23 protein-coding genes are annotated in these 22,433 nt (G+C 47.4%); 11 read left to right on the forward strand and 12 right to left on the reverse strand.

Annotated elements, in window-relative coordinates:
* Positions 1–54 precede the first annotated feature (54 nt).
* The 7 genes from pseI to IEW74_RS03740 all read right to left on the reverse strand — a co-directional run bounded on the left by pseI (position 55) and on the right by IEW74_RS03740 (position 8,822).
* Positions 55–1,083, reverse strand: a complete 1,029-nt coding sequence (pseI, locus tag IEW74_RS03710) for a pseudaminic acid synthase (RefSeq protein WP_188661722.1) — start codon at positions 1,081–1,083, stop codon at positions 55–57.
* Between the two features lie 27 nt (positions 1,084–1,110).
* Entirely contained in the window at positions 1,111–2,658 is a 1,548-nt protein-coding gene (locus IEW74_RS03715) for a flagellin family protein (protein ID WP_188661724.1), read from the reverse strand.
* Between the two features lie 11 nt (positions 2,659–2,669).
* Entirely contained in the window at positions 2,670–4,829 is a 2,160-nt protein-coding gene (flgK, locus tag IEW74_RS03720; RefSeq protein ID WP_188661726.1) for a flagellar hook-associated protein FlgK, read from the reverse strand.
* 33 nt (positions 4,830–4,862) lie between these two features.
* Entirely contained in the window at positions 4,863–5,294 is a 432-nt protein-coding gene (locus tag IEW74_RS03725; protein WP_188661728.1) for a flagellar export chaperone FlgN, read from the reverse strand.
* Between the two features lie 2 nt (positions 5,295–5,296).
* Complete coding sequence (locus IEW74_RS03730; RefSeq protein ID WP_188661730.1) at positions 5,297–5,698, reverse strand: rod-binding protein; 402 nt, start codon at positions 5,696–5,698, stop codon at positions 5,297–5,299.
* Positions 5,698–6,834, reverse strand: coding sequence for a flagellar basal body P-ring protein FlgI (locus tag IEW74_RS03735; RefSeq protein ID WP_373283775.1), 1,137 nt, complete (start codon positions 6,832–6,834; stop codon positions 5,698–5,700). The genes IEW74_RS03730 and IEW74_RS03735 overlap by 1 nt, the downstream gene beginning before the upstream one ends.
* A 299-nt stretch (positions 6,835–7,133) precedes the next feature.
* Positions 7,134–8,822: a flagellar hook-basal body complex protein gene (locus IEW74_RS03740; RefSeq protein ID WP_188661734.1), complete on the reverse strand. Its 1,689-nt coding sequence runs from the start codon at positions 8,820–8,822 to the stop codon at positions 7,134–7,136.
* A 252-nt stretch (positions 8,823–9,074) separates the two neighbouring features.
* On the opposite strand from IEW74_RS03740, the gene IEW74_RS03745 reads away from it, so the two are divergent.
* Entirely contained in the window at positions 9,075–9,509 is a 435-nt protein-coding gene (locus IEW74_RS03745; RefSeq protein ID WP_188661736.1) for a flagellar assembly protein FliX, read from the forward strand.
* 150 nt (positions 9,510–9,659) lie between these two features.
* Complete coding sequence (gene dksA / locus IEW74_RS03750; RefSeq protein ID WP_188661745.1) at positions 9,660–10,076, forward strand: RNA polymerase-binding protein DksA; 417 nt, start codon at positions 9,660–9,662, stop codon at positions 10,074–10,076.
* A gap of 156 nt (positions 10,077–10,232) precedes the next feature.
* On the opposite strand, the gene IEW74_RS03755 is transcribed toward dksA, so the two are convergent.
* Positions 10,233–10,913, reverse strand: coding sequence for an EcsC family protein (locus IEW74_RS03755; protein WP_188661748.1), 681 nt, complete (start codon positions 10,911–10,913; stop codon positions 10,233–10,235).
* A gap of 531 nt (positions 10,914–11,444) precedes the next feature.
* Between IEW74_RS03755 and pseC the strand changes: the two genes are divergently transcribed.
* A complete protein-coding gene (pseC, locus tag IEW74_RS03760; protein ID WP_188661756.1) occupies positions 11,445–12,584 on the forward strand; it encodes a UDP-4-amino-4,6-dideoxy-N-acetyl-beta-L-altrosamine transaminase in 1,140 nt (379 codons plus the stop codon).
* Positions 12,585–12,667: 83 nt separating this feature from the next.
* Here the strand turns inward: pseC and flgH are convergent, their stop codons facing one another.
* The 4 genes from flgH to flgF are packed head-to-tail and all read right to left on the reverse strand — an operon-like array spanning position 12,668 to position 16,062.
* Complete coding sequence (gene flgH / locus IEW74_RS03765; RefSeq protein ID WP_188661759.1) at positions 12,668–13,423, reverse strand: flagellar basal body L-ring protein FlgH; 756 nt, start codon at positions 13,421–13,423, stop codon at positions 12,668–12,670.
* 52 nt (positions 13,424–13,475) lie between these two features.
* On the reverse strand, positions 13,476–14,477 hold the full coding sequence (gene flgA / locus IEW74_RS03770) for a flagellar basal body P-ring formation chaperone FlgA (protein WP_188661761.1): 1,002 nt from the start codon (positions 14,475–14,477) through the stop codon (positions 13,476–13,478).
* Between the two features lie 15 nt (positions 14,478–14,492).
* The gene (flgG, locus tag IEW74_RS03775; protein ID WP_188661764.1) at positions 14,493–15,278 is read right to left on the reverse strand and encodes a flagellar basal-body rod protein FlgG; all 786 of its coding nucleotides are present in this window, start codon (positions 15,276–15,278) and stop codon (positions 14,493–14,495) included.
* 52 nt (positions 15,279–15,330) lie between these two features.
* Positions 15,331–16,062, reverse strand: a complete 732-nt coding sequence (gene flgF, locus IEW74_RS03780) for a flagellar basal-body rod protein FlgF (protein WP_188661766.1) — start codon at positions 16,060–16,062, stop codon at positions 15,331–15,333.
* Between the two features lie 388 nt (positions 16,063–16,450).
* On the opposite strand from flgF, the gene IEW74_RS03785 reads away from it, so the two are divergent.
* The 8 genes from IEW74_RS03785 (at position 16,451) to IEW74_RS03820 (ending at position 22,392) form a co-directional block, all read left to right on the forward strand.
* Positions 16,451–16,990, forward strand: a complete 540-nt coding sequence (locus tag IEW74_RS03785; RefSeq protein ID WP_188661768.1) for a flagellar basal body-associated FliL family protein — start codon at positions 16,451–16,453, stop codon at positions 16,988–16,990.
* A gap of 47 nt (positions 16,991–17,037) precedes the next feature.
* Positions 17,038–18,168, forward strand: a complete 1,131-nt coding sequence (fliM, locus tag IEW74_RS03790; protein WP_188661770.1) for a flagellar motor switch protein FliM — start codon at positions 17,038–17,040, stop codon at positions 18,166–18,168.
* A 4-nt stretch (positions 18,169–18,172) separates the two neighbouring features.
* Positions 18,173–18,664, forward strand: coding sequence for a DUF6468 domain-containing protein (locus tag IEW74_RS03795; protein ID WP_188661772.1), 492 nt, complete (start codon positions 18,173–18,175; stop codon positions 18,662–18,664).
* Positions 18,665–18,681: 17 nt separating this feature from the next.
* Entirely contained in the window at positions 18,682–19,467 is a 786-nt protein-coding gene (locus IEW74_RS03800) for a MotE family protein (protein WP_188661774.1), read from the forward strand.
* 171 nt (positions 19,468–19,638) lie between these two features.
* Complete coding sequence (locus IEW74_RS03805) at positions 19,639–20,025, forward strand: chemotaxis response regulator CheY (RefSeq protein ID WP_188661776.1); 387 nt, start codon at positions 19,639–19,641, stop codon at positions 20,023–20,025.
* 40 nt (positions 20,026–20,065) lie between these two features.
* The gene (locus IEW74_RS03810) at positions 20,066–20,728 is read left to right on the forward strand and encodes a protein phosphatase CheZ (RefSeq protein ID WP_188661778.1); all 663 of its coding nucleotides are present in this window, start codon (positions 20,066–20,068) and stop codon (positions 20,726–20,728) included.
* 21 nt (positions 20,729–20,749) lie between these two features.
* Positions 20,750–21,658 (forward strand): flagellar motor protein MotB, encoded by a 909-nt coding sequence (locus IEW74_RS03815; RefSeq protein WP_188661780.1) that lies wholly within the window; start codon positions 20,750–20,752, stop codon positions 21,656–21,658.
* Between the two features lie 23 nt (positions 21,659–21,681).
* The gene (locus IEW74_RS03820; RefSeq protein WP_268233800.1) at positions 21,682–22,392 is read left to right on the forward strand and encodes an OmpA/MotB family protein; all 711 of its coding nucleotides are present in this window, start codon (positions 21,682–21,684) and stop codon (positions 22,390–22,392) included.
* Positions 22,393–22,433 lie beyond the last annotated feature (41 nt).

The following is a 22,433-nucleotide window of genomic DNA, read 5'->3' on the forward strand; positions in this document are numbered from 1 at the left end:
ATGTATTATGCGCGGTCTGATCTTAGAAAGTGCTTAATTTTCTTGAGAAACCTGCTAAGGGTTAAGTTCGGTGTGTTCTATTTTTAACGCAGTTCCGCATTGTAGGTCCGCAGTTGCGATAGTTCCTAGGACTTTTTCATAATACTGCGGGGATAATCCAAAACCAGGCCGGATGCGGCGAATATTTTCAGAAGTGAAGTATTCCCCTTTCTTGATGTTTTTTACAACATAAATTGATCTTCTGAATTGGTTGTTTGCTTCTTCTACTTTCTTTTGATTAAAGCTAGCCTTGCCTTTTGCAAGAAATGCACGTTGTAAACTTTGTGCGAGATGGTTGAGATCTTTAGGTTCCATTGAAAAATTGGCATCAGGCCCGCCATCTGAACGAGCTAATGTGAAGTGTTTTTCGATGATCATAGCGCCGAAACCAATGGATAAAGTTGCAGCTAAATTGTCAAGAGTATGATCGGAGAGACCGACGCTACATTTAAAAGTTTCTTGTAAGAGGGGAATGGTACTTAGGTTGATCTGTTCGATCGGGGTGGGGTAACCGCTCACGCAGTGTAATAAAGCCAGCTCTCCCCCTCCATATTCACGAATAACATTTACGGCTTGCTGTATTTCTTCCAAGTTTGCCATGCCCGTTGAGGCAATAATAGGTTTTTTAGTTTGAGCAATATATTTAATCAACGGTAAATCAGTTAGTTCAAATGACGCTATTTTATAAAAGGGTGTGTTGAGATCTTCGAGTAAATCGACAGCGGTTTCGTCAAATGGTGTGCTGATGCATGTGATTCCAATACTTTTAGCATAGGCGAAAAGGTCAGGGTGCCATTCGTAAGGGGTGTGCGCCCAGTTGTAGAGATCCCATAATTGGTAACCATCCCATAGGCCGCCTTTTATCTGGAAATCCTCAATACTCGATTTTATCGTCATTGTATCAGGTGTATAGGTTTGTAATTTAACACAATCTGCGCCATTGTTTTTTGCTGCGGCGATGATTTGTTTTGCACGTTCTATGGAACCGTTATGGTTACCTGAAATTTCAGCAATTAGATAAGGCTTTTGCAGAGAAGAGAACATCACATAAGACCTGACAAAATGTTGTGATTACAAGAAGTTCGCCAAGCCAAGCTTTTGAGTTCTGGAGAGAACCTGATAGGATGCCTGAAGAGCCCGATCAATATCAAGAAGTCGAGTTGTTGCCTCTAACATATCAATGTTTTCAATTGAACCAATGTTCACCTCAAGAAAGCCTATGGTTTTTTCTTCCCGTGTGATTGAGTCTTTGATCTGATTGCGTTGGAAAGCGTTATTAAAACGTAATTGCTCAATACTGGATGTTTCTTCCGTGCCATACGGCGGAGTACCATCTGTAGGGAAATTAAGAGAAGAATTTAACAGCCATAGTGCGTCATCCGCGCGGTCTGTATTTTGATCCAAGCCACCCGTTGTTCCCAATTTACCCTGTGCGATAATAGAGAGTGCACGAATGGCTTTTTCAAATGCCGGGTCCAGTCCATTGGTGTCTAATGTAATGACGCGATTGTCATCAATTCGATGATTTGATGTCATTAAGTCGCCATTATAATAATTTTGAGAACTAACGGTTACAGCTTCGCCTGCACCGCCAACTGCCGTGAGAGGTTTTTGTTCAATTGTCAGGCTGCCTAGAGTATCTTCATTAAATGCTGTTGCTGTTACGTGTAGGTTGTTGTTACCATCAGCACTTGTGATTTCAATGGTTGACGGAATAGTAACACCCTGAAAGTCCGTGGGGTTGGACGGAGTGATGTATCCTGTCACGGGGTCAACAACAACATCAGCGTTGAATGTTTCCTCTTTGGTGCCGCGTTTTACTGTGAATGTATAAGTATCGGTTGCTGGTGAACTGGCATTCGTGTTCAACTCTTTTCTTGCGAGCCTGAGTGTGTTTGCGCCGTCTTGATCTTTATCAAGGACGGTCCAAGTACCTGCGTTTGTACCTGTTAAGGTAATTGAACTGCCTGTTTGGTAGAGAGATGAGTCTGCAACAGTCATAACACCATGTTGAACTTGCTCTCCATTAATGACGCTGTTACCTAATGTATAGGTTACGCCAGTTTCATTGACGCCGAACTCCATAATATTCGCGGATCTCGTCGTTGGGTAAGTCGTTGTATCACCGTTCCACGTTGTTTGAAAATCATTCAAATCGTTGCCGAGTCCTAAGCTAACCGGTGATGTTTCAATACGTGAACCAGAAAATAAATAACGACCACCGACTTTTTCGTTTAGGAAACCCTGAATGTCGCGCAAGGCTTGGTATGCAAATTTTTGCATTTGCTCAACTTGATTTTCATCTCGTCTTTCACCGGAAGAAAAATCAGAAAGCATGTCTTTGATATTGCTGATGGTTTCTTCTATACCAACCATTGCAATGTCTTGCGTTTCCAACCTTAAATCCATTGCATTATTATTGAGGTTGAATTGTTCTGATTGACGTGCCAGATATTCAAGGTTAACCAACCGCTGAGACTGAGAGGCTAGGCCCGCGTATTTCTGCGTTTTCTTTTCTGATGCGACTGCAATTTCTGCATCAAACAGATCGTTTTGCAGCTTGAATAAATGAGAGTTCAAAAATTGATGGTGAGCAAAGTTTGCAAGTCGATTTACCATCTTTTTATCTCCTATCTAACTGCGTTTTCAAGAGTTTCGAACATGCCTTGGATAACGCTGATGACGCGTGCAGCGGCAGAATAAGCTTGTTCATAAAGAATCAATTGTGACAGTTCTTCGTCCAGATTGACACCTTTTTGTGTATCTGATCGGTTTTGTAGACTATTAACCAGAGACTCTTGGATTTCGACATCTAATTCGTTGTTTGAGGCTTGAGAGGCGTTAAGCGCGAGAATGGAGGAAGCGTATTGATGAATTGTTTCTGTAACCTCGCTCAAACCGCCTGCACTGGAAAAGCTTTGTGCACTATTCAGAACCCCTGCTAATTCTCTGGCGATTGAGTTATCACCAGCACTAACATAATACTCCCCACCGGTACCAAGTGTAGCATCCCATTGTAGAGTACCGCGAGAGATATTGCCAGGGGAGGATGTTAAATCACTTCGAACGATTAATGAGGACGCTGTTCGTACGTCTGCTACATCAAAGCCTGTATTGGATGTGAAATTGCCATTTTCTTGCACCACTTCCATATTATTGCCAGCCTCGTTTGTAAAACGCAAACGTTGGCCGTCACCTTCTCCGATGACGGTTGCTCTTACGCCGATATTTGCATCATTTACAAGCTTGGCCATGTTTTCCATTGTGCCGGAAAGCGGGATTGAACCTAGACTTGTTAGGCTTCCACTAGAGTCATCATAAAAAGTAAGAGTTGAGCCGCTTTCTGTATAATTAGAAGATAATATTCCTGTTTCCCAGATGTTTTGACCCAAGTCGTCTGTAAAGAAGTCATTGAGGCCCAGAAAATCAGAGAAACCTTCATGGGTGCGGGTTACAGATGTACCATTACCATAAAAGTTTATAGTCGCGTCGGCCATGTCGGAACCCGCTGTGGTACCGGTTTCGTCACGGAAGCTTAAATAATTGGATGTGTTATCCATCGTGATTTGAAGTTTACCATCGACGAATTGTGCAGTACCGCCACCTGCATTGGCATCAAGCCAATTGTCAATTGTAGTTGCAACATCATCTAGTGTCCACGGCCCTGCACCATGATCTGCAGTGAGTTGAGTTGAAAGGGATACGGAAGCCACCTGATTTCCAGTTCCGTCCATAACAACCATGCGAGTATCGCCGCTGCCAAAAGCAATTTGCTGTGTTGAGGAATCGACAAAAGAGGTGGACCCTTGCATGGCTTGTGAACCAGGGAAGGCCATTCCTCGGTTATGCACGGCATTGATGGTGTCACGCAACGTGGCGGCTAGATGGTCAATTTCAGCTTGCAATTCAACTAATTTGTCATCGCGCATTTCTACGAGGCCGGCCAATGTCCCCCCTTGAAGCTCGGTCGTGACATCATTGTATGTAACTGCACTACCTATGAAAATACCTGAAAAATCACCCTCTTCATGAGTTGTCACGGCACTGACACTTGCGCCCAGGTTATGACTGATACCGGCTGATTCTTGATCAATTAAGACGCGACCACCTTTTGTAAAGACAGATATTTCCCCGTTGGCCCTCGGGAAATATGAGATATCGATAATCTGTGATAAGGCGTTTAAAGCAAGGTCGCGTTTATCTTCTAACGCCGAGGTGTCATTGTTCGCAACATCATTTCTTACGATCTTATGATTTAAGTCAGCAATTTCAGCGAGATAATTATCAGCTTCTTGTACCGTTTGATGAATATCGTTATCAGCTTGCTTGCGTAGCCCTTGAATGGTTGTAGACATATCTTGAAGTTGTTGGGTTAGATTTTCTGCCCAACGGGTTACTTCACTTTGCTCAAGTGAGCGTTCCGGTGTTACGGAAAGCTGTTCTAAAGCACTGTTGAGTTCTGAAATTGTATGTGCAAGGGAGCTGTTGTCACCAGGGGCGCCGAATAATTCCTGCATCCTGCTATAATAAGTAACTTGAGACTTAATTTTATAGAGTTGGCTGGCTTCATCACGCACATCACGCAACAATTCTTCGTCAACCGCTCGACTGACATCGGCGATATTCACGCCTGCGCCGACACCGGCGAGAACGTTCGTTTCGAAATTCACGATCTTGCGGGAATAGCCTTCGGTATTGGCATTGGCGACGTTGTCGGAAACGGTTCCCAGCGCGGATTGAGTGGCTAAAAGGCCACCGGCGGCAACGTGGAGGGCGTGTGTAATTGACATATCTGATCTCCCTTGTTTTCTACAAGGCCTGTCTTACAAAGTTTCGTTCAAAGAAATCGGTGACGTGGCTTCTCCACGGGTACCGACATTCGCATCCTTGGCATAGGTACCTGAATGCGGGGTCATTTGTTTGGCGACATCTGCGAATTTCAGCAAAACACGCCGATTTGTATCGATGTTCAGTTTTAACATGCGTGCATTATGGGCGATGAGCTTGTCCATTTCCTGACTTAGCTCTTTCAAAGTCGCCCGTACATCTTCATCGACGGCTGCAAATCCGTTGACATCACGTTGAATGCCACGGGTATGGCGTTCATAAAGGCGGCTGAGTTTGTCTTTCTCAGTCACGGTTTCGGCGAGTACTTTTGGATTTTGGGCATCCAGCGCATCATTTTCCTTTTGCAGGATTTCGATCATACGCTCGCAGATATAAATCAGTTCGTTAACGCGTTCTGACATTTCCATAATTATAATCCTTCCTGTGCGCGTAAGAGTTGGCGCTCGACGTGGTCGGCCAAGCCAATCCCGCCTGATTTTGCAAGCGATTTACCATATTCATTGACCAGCATGCTTTGCCACATTTTTTCAGCATGACCACCGCCAAAAGGTTCGCTTGCTTCGATCCCTTCGAACATCGGTTGCAGCATCTGACTGAGGAACTGTGCCTCGAAATCAACAGCCGTCTCATGGATTTTACGTTTTTGTAAAACATCGACTTGTGTCGGGTCTTTGAGCTGCTGTGCGTTCAGGGTTTCTGCAAAGGTTCTGCCTTGGTTGTTGGTGGTGTCAACAAGGCCGGCCAGTCCCCGTTTTGCCTGTGCATCCTGAAAGGCAACTTGTGCCTGACTGAGGAGGGAAAGATCGTTCATTACATCACCTCGATTTCAGCTTGCAAGGCACCGGCGGATTTGATCGCCTGTAAAATGGTGATCAGGTCACGCGGGCCAATACCCAAGGCATTCAGGCCATTGACCAATTCTTGTAAGGAGACACCATCGTCCAGAACCGTCATTTTTTTGTCTTTACCTTCATCGGCCTCAATGGCCGTCCGGTCAACCGTTGTGGTGGTGCCTGTCTGTGCAAACGGTCCCGGTTGTGAGACTTGCGGTGTTTCGGTGATGCGAATGGTCAGGCTGCCTTGTGCAATCGCAACAGTGCTGATGCGGACGTTTTCACCCATAACGATGGTGCCGGTGGTTTCGTCAATGACGACACGGGCCATTTGATCAGGGTCGACGCGCAATTGTTCAATATCGGTCAAGAGATTGACAACATTGCCATCGTAACTGTCCGGGATATCCAGTTGTACGGTACCAGGGTCGGTCGGGCGTGAGGAACTGCTGCCCAAAAAGGCGTTGATCGCCTGTGAAATGCGGCGGGCCGTGGTGAAATCAGGGTTACGCAAGGACAATTTTACATCATCCATTTGCGCCATTTCGAAATTCAGTTCGCGTTCGATAATGGCACCACTTGCAATCCGCCCCGATGTCGGCACACCTTTTGTAATGGTTTCGGCTGCACCTGCGGCGCTAAATCCGCCAACAGCCAATTGCCCTTGGGCGACCGCATAGACTTCGCCGTCCGCACCGATCAAGGGCGTTACCAGAAGGGTCCCGCCCAGCAGGCTGTCGGCGTCCCCAAGGGCGCTGACGGTTACATCAAGGCGGGAGCCTTGACGGGCAAAGGGTTTTAAAGATGCGGTCACCATAACGGCGGCCACGTTTTTGCTGTCCAGACCGTCTTCGGTCGATTTAACGCCGAGACGTTCCAGCATGGACAGCAGGCTTTGTTTTGTAAAGTGCCCGTCCGCCAGTCCATCGCCTGTGCCGTTGAGACCGACAACAAGGCCATACCCGACAAGCATGTTGTCGCGTACACCTTCAAAGGTGACGATGTCTTTAATCCGCGAAGAGGCGTGCGTATCAACAGGACTTAACAAAAGACCCAAACCGACCAACAGGGCAAGGCCCAAGTGGAAGGTGCTGTCTTTCGCGCTCTTAAGCACTGTTATGGTTCTCTTTATGACGGCAGTCATGGTTTTCTCATCTCTTAGCCGTTGTCATATTGTGACTTAACTTTATGTAAGTCGTCTTTGTTACGATTTAACTAAGCAATTTCGATGCCAGAAAAGATGTTTTGTAAAACGTAATAAAAACATATGGTTAATTTGATTTCTGCGGACTGATTTTTTAAGTTTAACTGCAAAAAAGGTCTGATACGGAAAGATTTGCCGGGTGAAAAAAAAGCCGGCTTGTAAAAAGAACAAGCCGGCTTGCTGTGTAAACTGAGGTGAAAAAAGAAAGATTAACGTTTTAGGTCACGCGCGACCTGACTCATTTCATCAATGGTTTTGAAGGATGTCGATCCGATATTGTAGGCTTTCTGCGTCAGAATCATCGAGGTGAATTCATCCGCCATATCCACGTTGGAAATTTCGCGTGCATTGGGAACGAATTGCCCTGCACCTTGTCCGCCTGCCGTTCGAATGACCGGTTCGCTGGTCGTGCCCGACAGGCGATAGACGTTGCCGTTAATCGGGTCCAGCGAATTGGGGTTGGTGAAGGTGGCCAGTGGCAACTTGTAAATCGGTCGGGTGGTGGCATCGGCAAAATGTCCGATAATTTCCCCTGCATCATTAAAGGTGACATGATCCAGACGGGCGTTGGAACGACCATTGAAATCGTAATGCTTTTCGACCAACTGACCGGAGGCATAATTGGTGACGTTGGAAATATCCAATGTAAAGGTCGGGCCTGTCCCTGCACTGGCAATTTCCAGATTGAGCGGAGATTGCAAACGGCCACTCCCGTCAAAGTTTACGGTTAAAACGGTGGGTGTTCCATCAGCCGATGCGGCATCAATAGACAGAGGAACGCCGTTTTCCAGAACCTCCAGTGAATATTTGTTTTCTTGTGCAGAAGCCACTGTGCCGTCATTGGCGATAGAGGTCTGGGTAATAGCACCAACTGCAGCGGCAACTTCTGTCATTGATCCCAGATCAAAGCTAAAGGCTTCGTCATAACTGCCGCTACCTTGTATGGTGACGGATGTCGGGGTGCTGGTAATGGCGCCGGTGAGCGGGTCAAACGTAACGGTTAAACTGGTGGGGGTGCCATCGCCGGACCCATCAATGCTTTGTGCATCGGCCCCTTCCAGAACCTGCAATTCCCATTCATTTGGGTTGGCCCCTTTTGTCCAGGTGACATTGAAGTCTTTTTCATAACCACGGTTGTTATAGGCCGTTACCGCATTGGTTTCTGTGAAACCGGCGGGTTCCCCACCGGGTAAGGCCCAGGTCGGTGTCATGGTTTGGGTATGTCCGCCCAGCACGATATTGGACCAGCGCAATTGGAACGATGTGGAATTCCCATCGGCATCAAAGGTTTTGATAAAGGTCGACTCGTTATATCCGACAGCAGCGTCAGATGGAACGTTCAGGCCGATTTCAGCCGTGGTGGTGGCTTCCCCGTTGGATGTAAAGGTTTCCGGGTCAATGCGGATGGGACCAAGGGAACCTTCATCGGTCGGGAAGGTGGATTGATCGGCATTGACCGGCCAGCCCTGCACGTAATACCCGTTCTTGTCGACCAGATATCCTTCACGTGTGGTGACCGTGTTGCCGTTGATTGTTGTCGAAATTTCATCGCCCAGGGCCATGCCCAACATGCCATCACGACCATAATAGGTTGGTCCACTGCCATCAAGTTGGGTATTGAGCACGAAAAAGCCGTTGCCATTAATGGCGACATCCAGATTGCTGTCGCTTCCAAGCAATTGGCCTTGTTGATCGACGAGTGTCCGGGTTATGCCGTTCACCCCACCGATATCGCGGTTGCTGCCATAGGTTTGCGCGACCATTGTATAGAAATTGGTTTCGCTGCGCTTATAGCCCCCTGTATTCAGGTTGGCTAAGTTCACGCCTATGGTCTCCATAGCCTTGCTCTGGGCCATCATCGCACCGACAGGCGCGGCGAATAATCCAAGCAAACTCATTTCAAGTCTCTTTTCATTTTCAATTTACACAGTGGGTACAATAACCCATAAATTTATAAGCAAAGGCTGTGCCATTATCTAAGAGACTGATAAATAACTGGAAACATGATTTGAATAAGGGCGAAGATGTACAAGAGGGCAAGAGTTGCCGGGCAGACTTTCCCCACTTGCCGGAAGGGGCGGAAATAAGTTATCGAGGTAAGAGAAAATAGGCTATACTCCACAGGCTAAAGCAATGAACAGGATGCCAAGATGAAGATTTCCAATGTCGGGTCGAGCAAACCGACCCAGAAAGGACAGAAAAAAGGCAGTGTCGGCAAGTCGAGTGAATTTTCCTCGCATCTTGGCCGCACGAGTAGTGCAAGTAGCTCTCATGTCGAACTGTCTGAGGTCAATCCGGTTGCCTCTATGGATTCTATCCTGTCCATTCAGGAAGTCGGGGACGCAACGGAAGAAGACAACCGCCGGGCCTTGTACCAACGTGGTGAGGATATCCTTGACCGCCTTGCTGAAATTCAGCGCGAGATCCTGTCCGGTGCGATCTCGGTTGATCGATTGCAGAACCTTGCACAGATGTTGCGCAACAGGCGCCAAAGCGTTGATGACCCGCAATTGCAGCAAATAATTGATGAAATTGAATTGCGTGCAGAGGTCGAAATCGCCAAATGGGGCCGGGCTAAAAAATAGGCGGCATGAAATCGTATTTCCTAACTCATTATAATTGCAGGTAAAAATAAACTTGCAACTCATCGAAGAAAATTGCTTGCGATATTGTGAGAGTCTTTCTATATTGCGCGCAATTTAGCAGGATGCCTACGTAAGTTAGGGGGTAACGGGATGACCGTCGCTTTGGCAAAAGATTACAAGCCGTCTGATGACGAAGAGTTTATGAATGAAAACATGAAAGAGTATTTTCGTCAGAAGCTCTTGTCATGGAAAGAAGAACTCATTCGTGAATCGAATGAGACGTTGGAACACCTTCAACACGAAAACAATCAAGCGCCGGATTTGGCTGATCGTGCCTCAATGGAAACGGATCGTGCCTTGGAACTGCGTACCCGGGATCGTGCACGTAAGTTGATCAACAAGATTGATGCGGCGCTGGATCGTATTGCCGATGGCAGTTATGGGTATTGCGAAGAAACGGATGAACCGATCGGTATTCGCCGTCTGGAAGCCCGTCCGATTGCGACCTTGAGCATCGAAGCGCAAGAACGTCACGAGCGTATGGAAAAAACACATCGCGACGATTAAGCGTAACGATATGGAATTTATAAAAGGGGATGCCGGGTTGGTATGAATTCTATGATTGAGGAAGTGATTTTTTAATTTCAATTATAGAAAAGCTGTTTTGCCTTTTCTGTTGAGAATGGCAAAACAGCTTTTCTGTAACGTTTTTGCAACTTAGAGTTATCTCTCTGTTGTGAAGAAATCTCGAGCTTTTGATCCTACATACCAAGTAAGACCTTTGTTAGCTGAAAAACCAATTATTATTCCAATACCAAAGGGTATAGATTTTTCAACTGCTTTGCGTGTAAATGTAATTCCAACTTTTTTAAAAATTTCTTTCACTGCCTGTAGTGTAGCACCTTTAAGGTGCTGTTGAACTAGTTTCGAAAATGCTTTTTTCCCTATAGTGTTGCCACCGCTTTTAGCGGCTTGGCTTATAGAACCCAGCCCTGCAATTATATAACAAAGCCGTCTTTTCTCTTCGTCTAAAATATCGTGACCGTAAACTGTTGCAAGGGCCATAGTCATTTCGATTTGAAATTTAATGCAAGCAATGGCATCTGCTGCGGCTCCCCCGGTGATTGCAACGGCAGTCCCGATACCTGGAATAATGCTTGTTACTGCAGTCGTACCACCTGAGAACGCGGAATAATAACTGTAGTTTGAAATAATTTTATCTGAAACAAGTTTCCGAATTTCATTTTCTGTTTTATCAGGTTTATCTTTTTTAAATTTTTCCAATAAATTTACAGTTTCTTGTTTTATGTCTTCAGGCTTTGCGAGTACCATTTCTACGGCTTGGAGAAATTTCGGTTTGTTGTGGTTGGCTTCGGTATTTATATGGTCGACTTGAGTATTCATGTTCATATCTTTATTTTATGTTGCCTAGATGTGAGTGTATAATATTATAATGCTCGACGCCTATTAAGTTGTTCTATTCTCTGCCTTTAAGGTGCAGCCAAAGAAAATTTGGTACAAGTTCTACGACTGCATTCCAATGATCAGGTTTATTTGTGGAGCATCCTAAAGATGCCTGCATTACTTCAATTCTACTATTAATTATAAACTATGGTAAAGTGAAAAATAGTAAGGATATTCACTTTTTAAGATGTACCATCATATAAGCCAGCATTTCACAGTTTTGGCATTCGATTTAAAAATTAAAACAGTTAATTTATTTTCTTAAATCGCGGCTTCATCGTAAAAAGTGGGCTAGTAACTTATTTTAAATGAGGCATCCTCGGAATTGAAAATTACTTCGACAAGGGCTGGAGTGCTTGTGTTTTTCGTTTGGGAAACGGGGCGTTTTCTAAATAGGCATTGATCTTTACGTTTAATTCGGTCTTATTTTTAATTGTTTATGTGATCTGTTCAGCATGGGGGCCGTAAGTCATGGCACTGAAACCATATGCGCGCCCGGACGTGCGCAAAGAAGATATTGCCGCTGTTTGTGAGGTTCTGACAAGCCAATTCCTGACGACTGGTCCCAAGGTGCCTGAACTGGAAGACCTGTTTGCCCAAAAGATTGCGGTAAAGCAGGCGGTGGCCTGTTCCAATGGGACAACGGCGTTGCATTTGGCCTCAATGGCGATTGGGTTGCAGCCGGGGGACAAGGTGATCGTTCCGGCTCTGACTTTTTTAGCCACGGCAAATGCGGTGCGTATGTGCGGGGCTGATGTTGTTTTCTGCGATGTGGATAGCGAAACCGGACTTATGACGCTGGATCATATCCGCGAGGCAGAAGCGCGTGGCGGTGCGGGGATTGTTGCGGTTTATCCCGTCCATATCGGGGGACATTGCGCGGATATGCAAAAAATCAGCACCTATGCGCGTACAAAGGGATGGAAAATCGTCGAAGATGCCTGCCATGCCTTAGGGAGCCTTCATCACGGACATCCGGTCGGGTCTTGTGCCTATAGCGACCTCGCCTGTTTTTCACTTCATGCGACCAAAAGCTTTACCGCTGCGGAAGGCGGGATGGTTACAACGAATGACCTTGAGATTGCTCAGCGTATGCGAAGGTTGCGCAGTCACGGTATGGAAGCTGACCCCGCAACAGGGCCGTGGGCCTATGAAATGAAAGAGTTGGGTTATAATTACCGTCTAACGGACCTTCAGGCGGTATTGGCGATCAGTCAACTGACGCGTATGGAGGAAGTTGCCCGCATTCGATCCGATATTGTTGCGCGTTATCGGGCGGCGCTGGATGGTGTGTCCCCTTTTGTCAAAAGTGTTTTACCCGGCGGAAAGGATGTTCCGCTGTTACACCTTTTTCAAATCCTGATTGATTACAAGGGACTGGGGAAAGATCGTGCACAGGTGATGACTGAATTGTCTGCGCGCGGTGTGGGGACGCAGGTGCATTATATCCCTGTTTCGGACCAGCCCTATTATCAAAATCTTTATGGGGTGCAAAATTTACCCGGTGCCCGTCAGTTCTATGAACGTGTTCTGGCTTTGCCGCTTTATTGCGGGCTAACGGATCGGGATATTGAAGATATTCTTGAGGCTGTCCGGGATGTTGTGCTTTGATAAAAAAAAGGCCGAAGTCGGATGACCTCGGCCTTGAGTTTTCCTTGCGTCTTAGAGCGATAAGAGCCAGGGCATTAAAAGAGTTAGAACGGTGAGACAATATCCAGAATTTGCATACCCCAACGCGGTTGTTGCAATTCGGAAACGTTGCCGCGACCACCGTATGTGACGCGCATCTCAGCGATCTTTGTATGATCAATTGTATTGGATGAAGAAATATCTTCGCGGCGGATGATGCCGGTGATGTTCAATTCCCGTAGTTCATAGTTGACCAATGTTTCCTGACGGCCATTAATCACCAAATTTCCGTTCGGTAAAATTTGCGTAATAACGGCAGCAACGGTCAGGGTGATGGTTTCATCGCGGGCAATTTTACCTTCACCTGTGGTGGTGTGATCGGTATCAAGGCTGACGGTTGATGTGTTGAGAACATTTGAGGAAACCACCTTGCTGAGACCCGCTTCAAAGCCGAACAGGTTGGTAATGTTGCTATCTTCGCCGTCATCGCGGGTGCGCTCTGTCTTGTTGTTGATGGTTGCTTTATCTGAAATAGCGATGCTGACGGTCAAAATATCACCAACCGAATTGGCGCGATTATCTTTAAAGAAGGCCCGCGCACCGCTGCGCCATAAGGAATTCGGGTTGACTGTCGCGACTTCAGGGGCCGGCATAGGCATGCTGATCGGGCGATAATCCGGGCGCTTGGTCGGATTGACGATTTCGGTTGTTTTCGGGCCGTCACCGACTTGGGAAAGACGTGTGAAAAGGTTGCAGGCCGAAAGGGATGACATCAAAAGAATGATGGCTGAAATACGGAGAATATTTCTAAATTTAAACATGTCTAGTCTCCTGTAACTATGCTCTAAGACTGAACTCAACGCGCGATATGATTTATTGATTTAGGGCGAGTTGAGCGTGTTTGGCCGAAAGAGGGACGACCGTAACGGTTGAACTGCTCAGCACAATGGCATCGATAGTCCGTTTTGTTTTGGTGTTGATAACGCGAATGGTTTCGCCATCCGATCCGTTTTCCATTGCTTTGCCTTTGGAGGTCAGGGTCATACCGGGCATTTGTAAAACGATCGTGACAAGACTGCCTTTCGGAACGACGATGGGGCGTTGTACATCGCGGGCGCGGATGGGACGTTCGGCATGCAAAAGACGTTTCGGGGTCATGCCGAGAATGTCTTGCGCATCAATCACGATATCGCGTTGCGTTTGATCGGCACGAACCTTGATCCAGGTAATGTCGTTTTGTGAAATCACATCGCCTTTGCTCAAACGGTGCGTCAGGGTCGGTATTTCCAACATGGAATGAACTTCTCCGGTAACGCGGATCTGTTGGACCGGGTTCATGCCTTTTTCACCAATACTGACCATTGCGGCAAAACGGTTTGTGCGACGACTATAACTGACATCATTGACTTGAACTTCGGCCATCAGGTCGCTGGGTACGTGCACACGTAAGTTTTTATTGCTCAGTTCCACTTCCGGGTTGCTGGGTAGGTCGTATCTGCCCAGTGCCTTTGCGATGGCATCGCGAATTTCGTCTTTTTCAATAATGGCGCTCTCGCGATTGACGATGGTGCGCAGATCGGCGGACAGGGGACGCCATTGCAGGCCATAGGCCCGTGCAACACGATAAAGCCAACGCGCGTCAAAACTGGCGCGACGGCCCGGTTTGGGGGCGTAGGCAATTTTTGTATCGGCCTTGTCCAGCGGAACGTTCGTGAAAAAATCACCAAGGCGAATGTAATTACTGGATACAGAAATGTTTTCACGCAAGGAAACCGGATCGGCCTCACCAACAGCGAGCTTGTCTGTTTCCGCTTGTGCTTGCCACGCAAAAAACAGAACGCCGAGCAAACTTAGAAAAAAGATAAAGCGTTTCATGGTTTTAGCCCTCCGTTATCGCATGTTGGACAGGGTGCCCATCATTTCATCGGACGTGGAAATGACCTTGGAATTCATTTCGTAGGCACGCTGTGCTGAAATCAGGTTGGTGACTTCGGAAACCGCATTGACGTTTGATGTTTCCAGAAAACCTTGCAGAATGGATCCGTAACCCGTGGTCGCCGGTGCGGCGGTGGAGGCCTGACCGGAAGCCGGTGTTTCTAGGTAATAGTTGGACCCTTCGGCGCTAAGGCCCGCCGGGTTGGGGAAGTTTGCCAAGGTCAATTGACCAACGTTTTGCAGTTGGATCTGACCATCAATTTTGGCGAGCACTTCACCACTGGCGTTGATGGTGACATCAACGGCGTTTGCGGGAATGGTGATACCCGGTTGCACCTGATACCCATCGTGGGTGACCAGTTCACCGTCACCGTTTAACTGGAAGGTGCCATCGCGTGTATAGGCCGTTTGACCGTCCGGCAATGTGATTTGGAAAAAACCATTGCCTTGAATGGCAAGGTCGAATGTGTTGTCGGTTGCTGACAGGTTACCTTGTTCGTGGATACGGTACACAGAGGCCAGTTTTACACCAAGACCCAGTTGAACACCGGTCGGGACAACATCACCATTGTCTGCGGAGGTTGAGCCGGCACGACGCAGGTTTTGATACAGAAGATCGTGAAATTCTGTCCGGCGGCGTTGAAAGGCCGTTGTGTTCATGTTGGCAAGGTTGTTGGAAATCACTTCAACATTTTGTTGTTGTGCCATCATGCCTGTCGCGCCGATGCTTAATGATCTCATTTTCTTACTCCTAAACTTATTCGCTCTGGTTCAGCCGTTTGATCGGCGCTCTTTATCTATCTGAAATCAGGGTGAGGGCTTTTTTGATCCGCTCATCTTCTTTACCGACCAGATCTTTTGCTTTTTCATAACTGCGGTGGACATCAATCATGCGTGTCATTTCGATGATCGGCTGAACATTGGACAGTTCCAGCTTGCCTTGAATGACATGGGGTTGTTCAATCTGCGTGCCCGGTGTGTCGGAGCTGTACATCGTGCTGGATACTTTGTTCAAAAACTGCGGGTTTTCGAAATTTACGATGCTCAGTTTACCGATTTCACCGCCATCCGTATAAATCTGGCCGGTCCGGCTGATTTCGATACGGCTGTCATTGGCCTGAATGGAAACTTGATCGCCTTCTGCGGTTAAAACCGGATGCCCGTCACTTGTCACAACAATACCTTCATTGTTGAGTTGGAAGTGACCGTTACGGGTGTAACGATTGCCTTGTGGTGTTTCCACGACAAAATAGCCGTCCCCATGAATGGCAACATCCAAGGAGTTTCCGGTTTCTTCCAGATTGCCTTCGGACAGGTCACGGTATTGCGAGACATCGCGCACAAATTTGAGCTTGTCGCCCATAATCGCTTCGCCGCCCTTGCTGCGCATCAGAAAATCATCGAACATCATGCTTTCACGTTTGTACGCATGTGTATTCATGTTGGCGATGTTGTTTGCCACAGAAGTCATTTCACGACGCAAAGTCGTCTGTCTGGACAGTGCGATGAGTAATGTATTTTCCATTTGGCTAAGCCTCTAAACTTTTTTCGCTCTAGATGGTGCGACATTTTGCCGCGTTGTTGGTAAACCTATATGCACACACTGTGCCAGTCTAGAAATATATTTAAAAACAAATAGTTGATTATTTTATATCAGGGGGGCTATTCAAAATTTGCCGGACAAGATTGCGGGAGTGCGGCAATAAATGCCTTGCTGTGAATGAATAAACCTGTCTGCATTTTTGTGTTTTTTTGCGTCAGGTAAAAAAACGGATTAAACCAGTTGTTAACTACTTGCTTATTATGGTGTAAATAAGGGTAGCTTTAGGAGACTGTTATGCGCATCTTTAAAAGGTGCAATATCAGTTGCAAGGCTGAAGCAGATGGAATTTGAATCGAAGTGAGTGAACGATATGGCTAATGACGATCTCGACGACGACATGGGTGACGACGACGATCTGGACGGTAGCGAAGAAGGGGGTTCGGGCGGTGGTAAGAAAAAGATATTGCTGCTTGCCATTCCGCTGGTCTTGATTATCGGCGGGGCGGCCGGCGCTTATTTTACCGGTTTGCTTGATCCGTTGCTGGGTGTGGAAGAGACCGTCGATGGTGAAGGCGGGGAAGGGGGCAATGCTGCGCCTGCCGGTCCGGTTGCGTTTACCGATTTGCCCGAAATTCTGGTCAACCTGAATACCACGGGGCGTAAATCCAGCTTCCTGAAAATCCGTGTCAGTCTTGAACTGCCCAATGTGGAAGATGTGGTCAAGGTTGAAGCCGTGCAGGACCGTGTCGTTGATGCTTTTCAGGTCTATTTGCGTGAATTGCGCGTGGAGGATTTAAAAGGATCGGCCGGAATGTATCGCTTACGTGAAGAATTGTTGGCGCGTGTAAACGCCGCCGTTGCACCTGTGAAGGTGAATGATGTGCTTTTTAAGGAAATGCTGGTACAATAGCGTATTGGTAGAAGACGAATGATTGATCGAAGTAAAGGACCGCACGCATGACTGTCGCCGACGACGATGGCGAAGATCTCGCCGCCGAATGGGAAGCCGCCCTCGGTGATGACGATGACGAGGCCGATGACGATCTCGCCGCCGAATGGGAGTCTATGGTCGGCGACGATGGTGGTGGCGGCGCCGATTTGCTGGGTGCGGTCGGCGGGCGTGAATCCACGCGGGTTCTAAACCAGGACGAAATCGACAGCCTTCTCGGTTTTGATGAAGATCACGATGACGATACAGGGCAGTCCGGTATTCAGGCTATCCTGAATTCGGCGCTGGTTTCATATGAACGTCTGCCGATGCTGGAGGTCGTTTTTGACCGTCTGGTGCGGATGATGTCCACATCGATGCGGAACTTTACATCCGATAACGTCGAAGTGTCGCTGGATAACATTGTCTCTATCCGTTTTGGTGATTATCTGAACTCTATCCCCTTGCCGGCGATGTTAGGTGTTTTCAAGGCGGAAGAATGGGATAACTTCGGTTTGCTGACGATCGACAGTTCCATGATTTATTCTATCGTGGACGTTTTGCTGGGCGGGCGGCGCGGAACGGCTGCCATGCGGATTGAAGGCCGTCCCTATACCACCATTGAACGTAATCTGGTGGAACGGATGGTGCACGTTGTTTTGAATGACTTGTCCGCTGCGTTTGATCCGCTGAGCCCGGTGACGTTCCGTTTTGATCGTTTGGAAACCAACCCGCGTTTTGCGACGATTTCGCGGCCCAGCAACGCGGCCATTGTCGCCAAGCTGCGTATTGATATGGAAGATCGCGGCGGGCGCGTGGAAATGCTGCTGCCCTATGCGACTTTGGAACCGGTTCGTGAACTTCTGTTGCAGATGTTCATGGGGGAAAAATTCGGTCGCGATAGTATTTGGGAAACACACCTGGCGCGGGAGCTTTGGCAAACGGATGTGGATCTTGAAGCCGTGCTGGATGAACAATATATGGAATTGACCGATATTATTAATCTGAAAATCGGTTCACAGATCATGTTTAATGCCACCCCGGATTCAGACGTTGAAATTCGTTGTGGCGGTGTCTCCATGTATGTGGGTAAAATGGGTCGTAAAGGTAACAATATCGCCGTGCGTATCGACGACGAAATTACGAAGACGAAAGGATAAGCCTGTGCCGTTTGCCTTGCTCTTGGACATTTTGATTGCGATCTTGCTGATTGCGACCATTGCTTATGCGGTTATGTTAAACCGTCGCCTTTCCCAGTTGCGTCAGGACCAGTCTGAATTGGAAACGCTGGCCAATCAATTTAATGATGCGACTTTGCGGGCCGAAGAAAGTATCCATAAACTGACCGGGTCTGCCGATGATATGAAACGCGATGTGCAGGATACCTTGCGTAAGGCCGAAGCCTTGCGCGATGATTTGAATTTCCTGATTGAACGTGCGGGCGTGTCGGCGGATAAGCTGGAAGAAAAAGTCCGCAATAATCGGCCCGAGCCCCCGGCCTATTCCGGGAAAAAAGTGAAAGATACGGTTGTTCCACCGGGCAAGGATAAGCCTCAAGCCTCTGTACAACAAGCGGAAAAAGAGGACGAAGAAGAATTTAAACCGAAAACAGATGCCGAGCGGGAGCTTTTGAAAGCTCTTGAATCAGTGCGCTGAAGACCGGGAGATAACACATGATGACCTTCCTGAATAGATTGAGAGTCCTGCCGGTTACAATTTTTGTGGCTGTGTTTTTGCTGACGATCAAGGTGAATGCGATCTGGGAAGGGGTTGGCGACTGGATGGGTGCCGTGAGCGTTACTCAGGCTGGGGCTGAACAAAAAGCCGCGCAGGATCGCCCGAAAGAAGCCAAAGATATTTTGAATGATCGCCATCCCGCCCCGCCGCGTGTTCTGGAACTGGCGCAAGCCAATACCGAAGAATTGAGCGACGAGGAAAAAAAAGCAATGGCCCAAGAAGATGCAGCCATTGCAGCGGAGGAAGCCGCCAATGATCAGCGCGATACCGGGATCGGTGATGATCCGACATTCTATACGCAGGCAGAGGTGGATTTGCTGCAAAAGCTGGCGGAACGTCGGGAAGAGATTGAAGCCCATGCCCGTGAACTGGATGTTCGCGAAAACCTGTTGAAGGCTGCGGAGGCACGTATTGATAAAAAAGTTCAGTCGTTGAAGGCCTTGCAACAGACGATTGAAGATAAAATGGTTAAATATGATGAGCAACAAGCCAACAAGTTGGTGAATTTGGTCAAAATCTATGAAAATATGAAGCCTAAGGATGCCGGGCGAATCTTTGAAGAGCTTGAAATGGATGTCTTGCTTGAAGTTGCTGAAAAAATGAACAAGCGGCGGCTTGCTCCTATTCTTGCAAAAATGGACCCGAAAAAAGCACGTGATGTAACAGAAGAACTGTTTAAACTACGTAGTTTACCGCAGCCGGGCGAGTTGACAGGGGGCTGATTTATCCCTTTGTGTAAAAAAAATGAGCTAATGCGTTGGTTTCCTTTTTAAAAAGGTTGCGTCATAGGCTAAGCTCAAGTACTAAATTTAATAGATACCTTTTTTATATGTTTTTTTGGAAAAGGTACAAGCCGATTGAAAAGATACTTTTATCTGGGAGTGGAGTGCTAAATGGCTGTCAATCCTAATATGCCGATCCTTATTGTGGATGATTATAAAACAATGTTGCGTATCATCCGCAACTTGCTGCGTCAGTTGGGGTTTACCAACATTGATGAAGCAACTGATGGAAGTCAGGCGTTACAAAAACTTCGCCAAGCCAATTTTGACTTGATTATCTCCGACTGGAACATGGAACCGATGACGGGCCTGCAATTGTTGCGCGAAGTCCGTGCCGATGCGAAGTTGAAGCACATTCCGTTCATCATGGTGACTGCGGAAAGTAAGTCTGAAAACGTTATCGCAGCGAAGGAAGCCGGTGTATCCAACTACATCGTAAAACCGTTCAACGCGGAAACGCTAAAAGGTAAAATGGTTAGTGTCATCGGTGATTTCTAAGTCATTCGATGTCTAGTCATTTCTGGTTTATGGAGTTTTCATGTCAGTTTCTTCTAAAGTAGACCCCGATTTGGGTGCACGTCTTGATGAATTGCGCGACACTTATGGTGATACCGTGCAAGTAGAAGAAGTGGTCGAAGTTGTGGATAGTCTTCTTTCAACGATGAAAGGCGATGTTACGTCTGCTGACATGGAACTCTATAACGAGCTGGAATCTCTGGCTGAGTATATCCATAGTGCCAAGGCCGAGATTGCTCAGCTCCGTCCCGACGATGTGAAGGAAAAATACCTTTCTTCCGCCAGTGATGAACTGGATGCTATTGTCGAGGCGACTGCGGATGCGACCAACAATATTATGGACGCAACCGAAATTGTCGAAGAGGTTATGGCGGGGTTGGAACCGGAAATCAGTGATAAACTGATGGAAGCGACAACTAAAATTTATGAAGCCTGTACTTTTCAGGACATTACAGGGCAACGCATTACAAAAGTGGTGAATGCCCTGAAACATATTGAAGAAAAAATCGATGCCTTGGTCGATGCGTTTGGTTCGGAAATTGATAAATTCAAAGCTGAGAACCCCGATCCTGTTGAGGATGGACCGAAGGAAATAACCGACGAAGACTTACTGGAAGGTCCGCAGCTTGAAGGTCAGGGCAGAAGTCAGGAAGACATCGATGCTCTGCTGGCCAGTTTCGATTAACCCATGACATAATAGAAGGCGATGGACCGAATTCAGGTAAACTTTGGTGGGGGCAAAAGACCCGAAAGTGACGCCGGACGGACAATTACGCTTTTTTTGTCGCTTTATCTGCTCGTCTTAGCCTTTTTTATTCTGCTTGTGAGTATCTCTTCGACGGAAGAGGTGAAATCGAAAGCCTTAATGGAAAGTCTGACCTCGACTTTTTCCTCCGTTTTACCCCCACGTATGGATCTAACCGCTTTTAATGCGACGACAGGTGATTTTCTGGCTGCGGATGATTTTCAGCGTCAGGTGACCGGGCTGTTTTCGACGGTTATCGGCGTGGTAAAAGTGGATACCATTCAGCCCGGGCGATTGATGCGGGTTGAAATTGACGGGGATAGCTTGTTTGAACTGGATAAAGATACTATCCGCGAAGGGCAATACGGGTTTATGGACCGTCTTGTGGCAGCCCTCAGTGCCAATCCGCCGGGTTTGCGTTTTGAAATGGAATTTGTTGTGCCGGCCCCTTGGTCCGGTATTCGGACATTGCCGACGAAACAAAGTTTACCTGTGCGCCGTGCTGGTGCTTTTGCCCGTGAACTCTTGACGCGCGGTGCCCCGCCGGGGTCGGTTTCCATTGGGGTGAAGGGCAGTGATGAAACCGCATTGGAAATTTGGTTTCATATCCGCGCCCAAGACGAAAACCGTATTCGGTTTGAAGAGTCTCCTTTGATTTCCAGTGAAGTGATTAAACCGGCTGAGGTTGAACAAGCCCGCCCGGAACCAGTGACATTATCACCGCAAAACTCTCAGGCTTCCAATGGAAACAGGGCGGTTGTGCTTCCTTTGCCCCTTACCCCGCCTGCGCAGGAGGTAGTCCCCGCGCCGGAAGAGGCAAATGCCCCGATATCATTGCGCCCGCCACGATTAGGGGAGGGCGGGCAATGATCCGACAGGGCAGAAAAGTCGGCATGACATCGTTCGGCGTTTCCGGGAAAGAGGACGGTGAAAAGACGGGGGCGTGGATGTTGACATTCACCGACTTGGTCTCTTTGCTTTTGACCTTTTTTGTCATGCTTTTTTCCATGTCTACGGTGCAAATTGATAAATGGGATGCGATTACAGACTCCTTATCAACTACCTTGAATCCAGAAAAGAACGAAACTGTCGCAACAGCAACGGCGGATTATAATATTTCAACTGTTTTTCGTCAGCGTGCGATCAATTTGGAGTATTTGCAGGCTGTTTTGACGGAAAAGGTCGAAAAAGACGACATTTTGGGGCGCTCTATGATCCAGCTTTTAGATGATCGTTTATTGATTTCATTGCCGGGAGATCTGCTTTTTGCCAGTGGAAGCAAAAACTTAAGTCCGCATGCGCAAGAAACTATGCTAAAACTTGGCGATGTTTTACGACATGTTAGTAATCAGATTGTTATAACTGGACATACGGACCCAAAACCGGCTGAAGGGCTGGATTATGCGTCCAACTGGGAATTATCACTTTTTAGGGCCATTGCTGTGGGAAATGCATTAAGAAAGTCTGGCTTCACACAAGATTTCTTGGCATATGGTTATGGGGACAGTGGTTACGGGCAATTGCCCGATATCGCACCTGCTAAAAAAGAGGCATTAGCCCGGCGTGTGGACATACTGGTGTTGCAGACCGGTGTGTTGAAGTAATTAGGGACGAACGGCATTTTGAGACAAGGGCGCTCACTCAT

Source organism: Terasakiella brassicae, assembly GCF_014641495.1.
Taxonomy (GTDB): domain Bacteria; phylum Pseudomonadota; class Alphaproteobacteria; order Rhodospirillales; family Terasakiellaceae; genus Terasakiella; species Terasakiella brassicae.